Origin of the sequence: Thermaurantimonas aggregans, from assembly GCF_003851885.1 — a bacterium.
Lineage (GTDB): Bacteria > Bacteroidota > Bacteroidia > Flavobacteriales > Schleiferiaceae > Thermaurantimonas > Thermaurantimonas aggregans.
Window position 1 is genome coordinate 1 of sequence record NZ_BHZE01000017.1, and the last position, 10519, is coordinate 10519.

Annotated in this window: 7 protein-coding genes; 2 read left to right on the top strand and 5 right to left on the bottom strand. The window is 42.6% G+C overall.

Features of this window, described 5'->3' with window-relative positions:
- Nucleotides 1-149 precede the first annotated feature (149 nt).
- Both EIP89_RS08260 and EIP89_RS08265 read right to left on the bottom strand, forming a co-directional pair.
- The gene (locus tag EIP89_RS08260) at nt 150-2303 is read right to left on the bottom strand and encodes a S46 family peptidase (protein WP_124398206.1); all 2154 of its coding nucleotides are present in this window, start codon (nt 2301-2303) and stop codon (nt 150-152) included.
- Nucleotides 2304-2451: 148 nt separating this feature from the next.
- Nucleotides 2452-4371: an alpha-amylase family glycosyl hydrolase gene (locus EIP89_RS08265; RefSeq protein WP_124398207.1), complete on the bottom strand. Its 1920-nt coding sequence runs from the start codon at nt 4369-4371 to the stop codon at nt 2452-2454.
- 63 nt (nt 4372-4434) lie between these two features.
- Between EIP89_RS08265 and EIP89_RS08270 the strand changes: the two genes are divergently transcribed.
- A complete protein-coding gene (locus EIP89_RS08270; protein ID WP_124398208.1) occupies nt 4435-5757 on the top strand; it encodes a pullulanase X25 domain-containing protein in 1323 nt (440 codons plus the stop codon).
- 272 nt (nt 5758-6029) lie between these two features.
- Here EIP89_RS08270 and EIP89_RS08275 read toward each other — a convergent pair whose 3' ends face one another.
- The 3 genes from EIP89_RS08275 to porX all read right to left on the bottom strand — a co-directional run bounded on the left by EIP89_RS08275 (nt 6030) and on the right by porX (nt 9153).
- Entirely contained in the window at nt 6030-6800 is a 771-nt protein-coding gene (locus EIP89_RS08275) for a S1/P1 nuclease (RefSeq protein WP_124398209.1), read from the bottom strand.
- Between the two features lie 75 nt (nt 6801-6875).
- The gene (locus tag EIP89_RS08280; protein ID WP_124398210.1) at nt 6876-7577 is read right to left on the bottom strand and encodes a ComF family protein; all 702 of its coding nucleotides are present in this window, start codon (nt 7575-7577) and stop codon (nt 6876-6878) included.
- Nucleotides 7578-7599: 22 nt separating this feature from the next.
- Entirely contained in the window at nt 7600-9153 is a 1554-nt protein-coding gene (porX, locus tag EIP89_RS08285) for a T9SS response regulator signal transducer PorX (protein WP_124398211.1), read from the bottom strand.
- 24 nt (nt 9154-9177) lie between these two features.
- Here porX and EIP89_RS08290 point away from each other — a divergent pair, with 24 nt between their 5' ends.
- A complete protein-coding gene (locus EIP89_RS08290) occupies nt 9178-10452 on the top strand; it encodes an HD domain-containing protein (RefSeq protein WP_124398212.1) in 1275 nt (424 codons plus the stop codon).
- Nucleotides 10453-10519: the final 67 nt, after the last annotated feature.

A 10519-nucleotide genomic window follows, 5' to 3' on the forward strand; every position in this document is an offset into this window, starting at 1 on the left:
TTCAAAAATCAATTTTTTGAAATATCACTACCAAAAACCTGCTTTAAGTCTAATTCATTTTTTGTAACATTAAATACCATTTAAAAACTGATAAAAAAAAGCTGCCCTCTTTTAGGACAGCTTCTTCCATTTTAATTTCTAAGAGTAATTTATTTGCGAATTTCCATCTCTTCGAGTAAGTGGCCTGCATTGGCAAACTTATCGATGATGAAAAGCACGTATCGGATATCGACATTAATGGTGCGCTGGAGCTTTTCGTCGAAGATTACATCGCCTGCCATTGCTTCAATGTTTCCGTCGAAGGCGCAGCCGATGAGTTCACCCTTTGCGTTGAGTACTGGTGAGCCAGAGTTACCGCCAGTAATGTCGTTATCTGTTAGAAAATTAACGGGCATAAATCCAGCCTTATCGGCATATTGACCAAAATCGCGCGCATTGTAGAGATCAATGAGTCTCTTTGGTAAGTCAAATTCTTCGTCGCCAGGCTTGTATTTTGCGATTTTGCCCTTCAGGGTGGTGTAATAGTTACGAGCTGCGTCATTTCTCGGATCGCGGGGCAGAGCCCTCACAGTGCCGTAAGTGAGGCGCAGCGTGCTGTTTGCATCTGGATAGAAGGCCTTATTCGGATTAGCACGGCGGAAGCCGTCAACCATTAGTCTGAAAGCACGGCGGTATTTGGCTTCGAGTTGTTTCTGCTCCGGTGTTTCTTCGCGGTATTTTTCGAAGAGGGCAGATGAGATTTTGTAAATCGGATCTGCTTCAATCAGCGCTATATCGCCGAGTTCTATCACTGCCTTAATGCGTTCAGCTGATGAAAATACGCTTGCTTTCAGCGCGTTAGCTACATAAGGATGGAAGTTGTCGCCCGTGCGCTTGCGAAGTTCTTCGATGTAGGGAGCTATCGGATAGGGAGCGGACTTTGAGCTGTAGAGCGCCAGTTGTGCAGCTAGTACATCCTCTTCGAGCGGCATATACATGTCGGCGTATTGTTCATCGATTGTAGCGAAAATGCGCTCTTTGAGCATGTTGCGTCGTTCAGCATCAGCCTTCAGCAGTGCGTCGATGGAATTTTTGATGCGCACCGGGAAGATGGACAACGTCGCTGTTCGGAAAATGGTCATCAAGTAGTTGTCGTGGCGGGCTTTTAAGTTGGTAGCATCGTAATATGCCTGAATATCAGCCATCACACTGCCATAGAGCTCGCGGTTTTCAGGTTTATTAGCCCAGCGCTGAAAGATGCGCTCTTGCTTTTGGCGCGTAGCCACGGTACGGTGCTTAGTTAGGGCATCGATCATACCCTGGCGGTTTTTCCAATAGTTGGCCACTTGAGAGTATTTCGTTGCGTACATCAAGCGCACAGCATCGTCCTTGTCCATATATTTTTTCATTACATCCATACCGAGCTTTGATCCTTCAACCCAAGCCGGATATGCATATGAAACGTTTTGCTGAACACCGGCTGAAGGCAACCAGCGATTTGTACGGCCCGGATAGCCAAGAATCATAGCAAAATCGCCTTCTTTAATTCCGGCCAAAGAAATTGGGAAAAAGTGCTTTGGCTTAAAGGGCACATTCGCTTTGCTGTAGGCTGCAGGTTGATTGTCAGGCCCTGCATACACGCGAAAGAGTGAAAAATCACCTGTATGACGCGGCCATTCCCAGTTGTCGGTATCGCCACCAAACTTGCCAATGCTCTCTGGCGGTGTACCTACCAAGCGCACATCGGAATAGTCTTGATACACAAAGTAGTAATATTCATTGCCTTCGTAGAAGGAGCGCACCGAAACCACATATTTGCCCCCCTCACTGTTTTCGCGCTCGATTTTGGCAATCTCTTCGCGGATGATGCGGTCACGCTCCTCCTCGGTCATTGAGTTGTTTACCTTACTGAGGATGCGCTGTGTAACATCGTCCATGCGAATAAAGAAGCGCACGAAGAGCGACTTGGGCTTGAGCTCCTGATCGCGTGTCTTAGCCCAAAAGCCATCGCGCAAATAGTTGTTTTCAGGTGTTGAAAGTTCTGCTATAGCTCCGTATCCACAGTGATGATTGGTGAGCAGCAGTCCATCGCGCGAAATAAGTTCTGCCGTACATCCGCCATTAAACTGGACTACTGCATCTTTTAAGCTCGAATTGTTGATCGAGTAAATCTCTTCGGCCGTAAGCTGAAGGCCGAGCTTTTGCATATCTCTGTAATTGAGTCGGGCGATGTGCATCAAAAACCACATTCCCTCATTGGCCCGAGCTACAGGAGGTATCAGTAGTACTAGGGCAAGGCATAAGCCTACTAATCGTTTTTTCATCAGATTAAGGAATTAGATTCATTTAAAAGGCGAAAATAATACGGGTACGAATGTATTTACACTCAATAGACGCAAACTCTATCGCGTGTATGTTAAATGGACTTATTTAAAATTATCCTTTTAAATAAGGACCTTATTCTTTAAGAGGTTATTGAATTCTAAAAAGCGTAAAGGATGTAGGCGGTAAAACTAGCGTTTGCCTATTTTCACTTTCGCCAGACCATTCCACGAGATCTCCATATACGTATTTTAATTCTGCAAATTCAAAAAATTCTGCAGGAGTAAATGGCATGGGTTTATTGTTTACGTTTGATATAATGAGAAATGTGTTATAAGCATCTGACTTTGTATAAAAATAGATTCCATTGCGAGGCACATACTGCGTAAGCTTGCCTGTAGCCAGTGCCGGATGTTTTTTACGCAAGCGAATAAGGGTATTTATGAAGTTAAAAGCTTCGTTTTCATCAGGAGTTCTGCCCTTAGCAGTAAACTTGTTAATTGTATCATCAGGCCATCCGCCGGGAAAATCCTGGCGGATTAAACCATGTCCATCGGTATGAGCCATCAAGATTTCGGTGCCGTAATAGATACACGGAATGCCTCTTAAGGTCAGTAGCCATCCCAGAGCAATTTTGAGTTTTTGCAAATCCTTACCCAATACCCCGTAAATGCGCGCTACATCGTGGTTGTCGAGAAAGGTGACAAGCTTTTCAGGAGCTTTATACAAATAATCGGAAGCGAGAACGTAGTACAACTTGTTCACGCCCTCCGCCCATCCCGGCTGGCGATTGAGTGCCTCTTGAATGGCAAAATGGAGTTGAAAATCGGTTATACCGTCGAGATGCGTATTCGCTAGTCGGCGCTGCGGAAGGTCAGCATCAAAAAAGAGTTGAGGTGGCACGGTATGCTCCCAAATTTCAGCCACTATGTAAAGGTCGGGATAGTCTTTTTTTACTGCCTCGATCCAGCTCGACATAAAATCTTGATCGCAATAGGCATAGGTATCAATGCGAATTCCATTCAGTTTAGCAATCTCAATCCAATACAGCGTATTTTGAATTAAATAACGCGCCAGTTGGGGATTTTTCTGATTTAGGTCGGGCATATGCGTATCAAACCACCCTTCCGTCATCACACTGTGGTCAAATTCTGAACGGTAAGGGTCCATCAAGGTGGTAGCTCGATAGTTCGTGCGCGTAAAATTTGGCCACCAATGGTACCAACTTGAGTCTGGAACATCGACAAATAAGTAATTTTTATCGCCAAAATGATTGAATACCATGTCTTTTATGAGTTTAATACCATTTTGTTGAAGGCTTGCACTTAGATTGATGTATTCCTCGAGTGTACCCATTCGAGGGTCTATTTTATATAAATCGGTGATCGCATACCCGTGATAGCTTTCGTGTGGCTGATTGTTTTCTAATACAGGCGAAATCCACAAAGCTGAAACACCGATCTCTTTGAAGTAATCTATCTTAGAAGCAATGCCTGCTATATCACCTCCATGCCTGTCGTACGGCTCATTTCGGTTAGTAGATGATTGATAAAAGCCCTTCAGATGATCATTCGCTGGATTCCCATTGGCAAATCGGTCGGGAGTTATCAGATATATGACATCTGATGAAGTTATGGTTTGAAAATTTTTATGCGTTTTTGGGCGAATCGGTATTGAAAGTATCTGAGATTTTTTATTTGCCTTGATTCGCAATTTAATTTCCTGATTTTCAGGAATTTCAGGAATTTCAAGTGTCACATACAAGTATTTAGAACTTTTCGCTGACAGAACACTTTTTAGCACGGCTGAACCAGATACAAGCTCAACCATTGCATTTGTAAGGTCCTTTCCTTTAACAAGAAATTCCACTGTATTCCAGCACATGCCACTCCACCACTGGGGTGGATCGATGCGCTCTATCAATTGTGAAGATTTTTTTTGAGCGACAAGTATCCCTGTATTGAATACACTGAAAATAAGGGGGATCAGAAAATATCTCGAAAATTTTACACTGAAATTACCTGCATTTAACAGTGGGTCGTTGAAACCTGATAAAAATCGTGTTTTCATTTTTTAATTTTTGAGTACTTTCGCGGTAAATGTAAAAAGTACACTAACTAAAATTTGAAAGAGATGAAAAAAATCTACTTATTTCTCAGCGCAATGCTTACTGGGGGTATGCTTATGGCGCAAACAACATTTCCTGTCACCTTTCAGGTAGACATGGCCACTCAGACCGTCAGTGCAAATGGTGTGCGTATAGCCGGTAACTTTCAACAGGCTGCTGGATTTCCGAACAATTGGGATCCGTCTGCTACACAACTGACCCAGGTAGGATCATCTACCGTGTATGCTATCACGGTCAATCTTCCTGCCGGTTCGTATGAATACAAGTTTATAAATGGCAACGCCTGGGGAAGTGATGAAAGTGTGCCTGCAGCCTGCGCCGTAAATGGCAATAGAGGGGTAACTGTATCAGGACCGACTACCATACCAGTTGTTTGCTTTGGTATGTGTACTGCTTGTCCGGCCGGCCCACTTCCGAAATACAATGTCACCTTCCAGGTGGATCTTCAAAACTTTTGTGGATCTTTTGACTCAGTAACCATAGCAGGTACTTTGGCAAATTGGGGAGCTGGCGTAAAGATGAATTCTACTACTGCCAACCCTAATCTTTACACAGTTACTTTAGATGTTGATAGTGGTTCACATGAATACAAGTTCCGCACACATTCAGGCGGAAATACCAACTGGGAGGGGCTTCCTAACCGTCAAATTGTAATTTCAGCCAATCAAACCGTACCGGTTGTATGCTTTAATCAGACAACTCCATGTACTCCTAAGCCAGCAGATGGTCCGGTTACTTTTCGCGTTGATTTGAGCAACGGCCCAGTACCAGCTGACACTGTGTTCTTGATTGGCGATTTCACTACGCCCGCTTGGCAAGCAGGACGCGTACCTCTGACACCGATCGGAAATGGCGTATATGAAGTAACTATTCCTAATCTGTGTCCGGCTATTCTGTACTTTAAATTTGTTAACGGCGACGTAACAAACACTGCCAACGAAGAATCATTCCCCGACCCGAATGACAGAAACTGCGTTGAGCCAAATGGATTAGGTGGCTTTAACCGTAAATATGTCCGCACTGGTAATAATGATGTTGCTCAGTACAAGTGGAATAGCTGTCAGACACTGAACATTAGCGTGGATGAATTTAATGCTCAATCTTTTGCAATTTTCCCCAATCCATCAAGTGATTTAATGACTGTTCGTCTGGGCGAAAAATCATACACGCTGCGCCTTACTGATATCAGCGGTCGCTTGATCAACGAATGGAATAAAGCGACAGGCAACTTTAACATCTACAAAAACAACTTAGCTGCAGGCGTATACATGCTTCAAATCATTGACGCTTCCGGTAAGGTAACTACACAAAAGATTTCTTTCAGATAATATCTCAAATTCAAAAAAAGAAAAGCCGCCTCAATTGGGGTGGCTTTTTTCTTTGCTCTATTTCTTTGATCCTTATCGTTTGTCTTGTATTAAGATTTTATAGATAAAAAAAGATAATATCTAAAAACTTGACTCAAATTTATCTTTATCTTCCTAAAGACACTTAAAAATCTTTTATTATCCCTGCTATCGTAGATACAATAAATTAAAGTAAGTCTATCCCAAAATATTTTTATTAATTAGGTTAATGGGTTAAAAATCAAAAAAATTAATTATCCAAGCAAGGAATTGAGCAATGCAGCAATGCGAACACCAGCTTGCATCAGGCGCAGTTCGTAGAGATCGCGCATTTTGTAGTGATATAGATATCCAAGCGATTTATCGCGATCGAATGCATAAATCTCATCTCTAGGTTGCATCGACTCATAGGCCCATACTCGCGGATCGGTAGAAATCCACTGGTGAGCCTGATGCTGATACTTGCGATAGATGGCATCAGTGTACTCTGTGTATGAGAGTTGATAAGAGTCGATCATGTCGCTATCCCATACCCGATGCAGGTTCGAATTTTGACCAAACCAGCGCACGCGTATATCGTTACCACCGCGATCGTCTCCTCTGCCAACATGTAGCGGCTGATGAATATCACCTACTAGATGCACTAACATCATCAATGCATCACGACGAGCAGAGTCAGTCTGACTTCTGTCTTTAAGCACATTGCCAAGTCGATCGATGGCTTCGATTACATCGCCTTTTGGATTCTTCTCCGTCTGTTCATAGGTCTGACCATCAGGAATAGTCACCCAATGCCAATCGTGCGTATGATTGTATCTTGGATCACTTTTTATTTCATCCATCCAAGTACTTACAATGGCGAGCGACTGGTCACCAATGAGTTTCCGGATGTTTTTACGCGCTTTGGGCGTTAAGTATTTTTCTGCGATTTCTCCCGTAATGCGATGGCCTGTTTGGCCCCATGAAAAAGCCTTTGACCATAAAAAAAACATGAAAATACTCAATAAAAAAACAGATTTTTTCATAAACAATTGTAGTGAAACAGCACAAAAGTACTTGTGTACAAGATTATGTGCAGTTTTATGCAAATTTTTATCGTCTTAAATGCGCGAAGCAAAAGCTATTGTAAAGATTGAAACAGACTTTATATTGGCTTTTTTCACCTCGTTGTAGCATCGCTCAAGAGTGGCACCGGTGGTAAAAATATCATCGACTAAGATACAATGTTTGCCGGCTATTTCTTGTGGACGTTCGAGCATATAGGTTTCCTTTAGCGTTAGCCAGCGCAGCAATCTTCCTCTCTTTGTCAGTGTATCAGCATATTTTTTGCGCACTAATGCAGTTGAATTAATTTCAATTTTCAATACATCGGCCAAACCTTTCGCATATTCTTCTGCCTGATTATATCCGCGTTTTCTAAGTTTTTTGCGGTGCAGAGGTATCGGAATAATAACGGTATCAGTATCAGGTCGAAAATATGCTTCATCGCGTAGCAGTCTTGCATGTATTCGTCCCATATATCTGCCGATATCCGGATTGTTCTTGTACTTCAATTCATGCAAAATACTCTGAGCCACGGTATTTCTATAGAAATAAAGCAAGAAATGCGCATATCTGACCGGAATTCTCCCTTGAAGTATTTCAGTAAGTTGATTCTGGCTGATTGAATAATTTTGATTAAATCCCGCCTCAGCCTCACACCGGAAGCAGTAATACCACTCAGCCTGAGAAAGTTCGGTACTGCAGTGTATACAACTATTTGGATAAATGAGATCCAAGAAGTCTGTCAAAAGCGAACGCATAAGACATCATGTAATAAACTACTTACCTCGGCAGCAAGTAAGCTACGGGTATAAGCATTTCCTCGAGTGAAATACCTCCGTGCTGGTAGGTGTTGCGGTAATATCTCACGTAATGGTTGTAGTTATTTGGGTAAGCGAAAAAGTCATCTTTTCCTGCAAAAACATAGTGGGTATTTACTCCCATGCGAGGCAAGTGATAATCATCGGGGTTTTTAACTTCAAAAACTTCTTTCGGATTATACGACATATTGCGCCCGGCTTTGTAGCGAAGGTTTGTGGTTAATTCACGTTCACCGACGATTTTAATCGGGTTTTGAACATTGATGGTGCCATGGTCGGTTGTGAGCAGTACAGGCAATTTACGATCAGCACAGAAGCGCAGAATTTCAAACAAAGGCGAATGGATAAACCAGGTTCGTGTGAGCGAGCGATAAGCTTTGTCGTTATCGGCAAGTTCCTTGATCACATCCATTTCAGTTTTGGCATGGCTGAGTATATCTACAAAGTTGTATACTACTACATTCAAGTCGTTATCAACCAGCGTTTTGAGGTTTTCTACAAATTTTCTAGCAAAAGTTAATTGCGATATTTTAGCATAGCTCCATTTGATATGCCCTAAACCATAGCGCTTTAGGTTTTCTTCCAAGAAAAATTCTTCAAATTGATTTTTTGTTTCCTCCTCATCGTCGTCAAACCATTTGTCGGGATATCGGCGCTTGATCTCGGCCGGCATGAGTCCTGCAAACATTGCATTGCGCGCATATTGGGTAGCTGTTGGCAGAATGGAGCAAAAGATTTTTTCGCTCTCCACCACAAAGAGTTGCGCGAGTTCTGATTCGATCACCTTCCACTGATCGTATCGAAGGTTATCAATCACAATGGTAAATACTTTTTTACCTGCTTTTAAAAAGGGAAAGAGTTCTCTCGGAAACAGCTGTGGCGACAGCGTTGGAGCTGCCTCACTGCCTTTGAGCCAGGGTTGATAATTTTTTGATATGAATTTAAAAAACAATGAGTTAGCCTCTTTTTTTTGCGTCTCTAGCAAATCGCGATAAGTGCTGTTCTCCACATGGTCGAGGCTTAAATCCCAGCGAACTAAGTCTTTGTAAATCTTCACCCAATCTTCAATAGTAGCGGCCATACTCATATCGATGGCCAGTTGGCGAAACTCTGCTTGATAGTCTGTTGCAGTTTTTTCGTTAATGAGCTTTCTTTGTTCTGTAAGTTTTTTAATGGAAAGCAAAAGCTGATTAGGATTTACCGGCTTAATTAGATAATCAGCGATTTGTGATCCGATGGCCTCTTCCATAATGCGCTCTTCTTCGCTCTTGGTCACCATCACTACCGGTATGTTGCGATTGATTTTTTTGATTTGAACAAGTGTATCAAGCCCTGTCAAACCGGGCATATTCTCATCCAGAAAGACCAACTCATAATGATTCTCCTGAATCATATCGAGCGCATCGCGGCCATTGGTAGCCGTATCGATTCTATAACCTTTTTTTTCAAGAAAAATAATGTGTGGCTTTAACAGATCGATCTCGTCATCGGCCCAGAGAATGCGCGTACTCTCCATACTTTTGTGCTTATTAAGAAATAAATGTCCAGAATCAAAAATAAAACTAAGATCATTAACGACCCGATCTACGGTTTCATTATAATTGAAAGCCCCCTCATACTAAAAATAATTGATCATCCATATTTTCAGAGACTTAGGCGTATTAGTCAAACTGCCCTCACCTATCTGGTATATCCGGGTGCCACCCACACGCGATTTCACCACGCATTAGGTGCCATGCACCTCACTCAAAAAGCCATTGAAATTTTGCGTCGAAAAGGCATAGAAATTACATGGACAGAGGAGGAAGCAACTCTAGCCGCTATTTTACTACACGATATTGGTCATGGCCCTTTTTCGCATACACTCGAACATTCGCTTCTGCCGGTACGCCACGAAGAGCTCTCACTATTCATTATGGAGAAGCTCAACATCGAATTTGAATACGCACTTTCTACGGCCATTCGCATTTTCAGAGACCAATATCCTAAGCGCTTTTTACATCAACTTGTCAGCGGTCAGCTCGATATGGATCGCCTTGACTATTTGCGACGCGACAGTTTTTACACTGGAGTCCATGAAGGTATGGTCAACTCAGAGCGCCTTATCACTATGCTCCATGTGCACGAAAACGAGCTCGTGATCGAATCGAAAGGGATCTATAGTGTCGAAAAATTTTTAATTGCCCGCCGGTTAATGTATTGGCAAGTGTACTTGCACAAGACCGTACTTTCAGCTGAATTTCTCATGCAAAAAATCTTTGAACGCGCCCGTCAGCGCTACCGTGGCGGATATAAAATTCAGGCTGGACGCTCGCTTGAGGCCTTATTGCGTAGAGATATTACTATCGAGACCCTTCGCAACGACCCTGTTTGGCTCTCCATTTTTCTTTCGCTTGACGATACCGACATCTGGACATCCATCAAGCAATGGTATTACGATCCCGACCCTGTTCTCAGTAGTCTCTGTATCCGCTTGCTCGACCGAAACTTACTTAAAATCAAACTTACCGATAAAGAGATCAGCCATGACTACGTGTCAAAACTTCGCAGGATGGTAAGAACTGCTTTAGCCCTAAACAATGGAGAGGAGGAATACTTAGTTTTTGCCGGCAAAGTGGAGAATAAAGCTTACGATCAAAGCCAAAAATCCATTAAACTGCTACTCAGCAGTGGAGAGTGTATCCCTATAGAAGAACATCCTGACTTCCTACGGATCGAAGCACTTACTGAGCTCAAGGAACGCAACTTTATATGCTACCCTGCTATAGAAGGCCTGCTCGACGGTAAAAGCCTTAATATTTCACCAACCATTTAATTATCGTCGATGACATCTTCTTAGTTTACATGGTTGCGAACATTCTTGAAATTGTACGAAATATCGT

Coding starts and splice junctions, on each gene's coding strand:
- EIP89_RS08280 (WP_124398210.1), bottom strand. CDS start 7,577: ATGCGTTCGCTTTTGACAGACTTCTTGGATCTCATTTATCCAAATAGT.
- EIP89_RS08265 (WP_124398207.1), bottom strand. CDS start 4,371: ATGAAAACACGATTTTTATCAGGTTTCAACGACCCACTGTTAAATGCA.
- porX (WP_124398211.1), bottom strand. CDS start 9,153: ATGGAGAGTACGCGCATTCTCTGGGCCGATGACGAGATCGATCTGTTA.
- EIP89_RS08270 (WP_124398208.1), top strand. CDS start 4,435: ATGAAAAAAATCTACTTATTTCTCAGCGCAATGCTTACTGGGGGTATG.
- EIP89_RS08275 (WP_124398209.1), bottom strand. CDS start 6,800: ATGAAAAAATCTGTTTTTTTATTGAGTATTTTCATGTTTTTTTTATGG.
- EIP89_RS08290 (WP_124398212.1), top strand. CDS start 9,178: ATGTCCAGAATCAAAAATAAAACTAAGATCATTAACGACCCGATCTAC.
- EIP89_RS08260 (WP_124398206.1), bottom strand. CDS start 2,303: ATGAAAAAACGATTAGTAGGCTTATGCCTTGCCCTAGTACTACTGATA.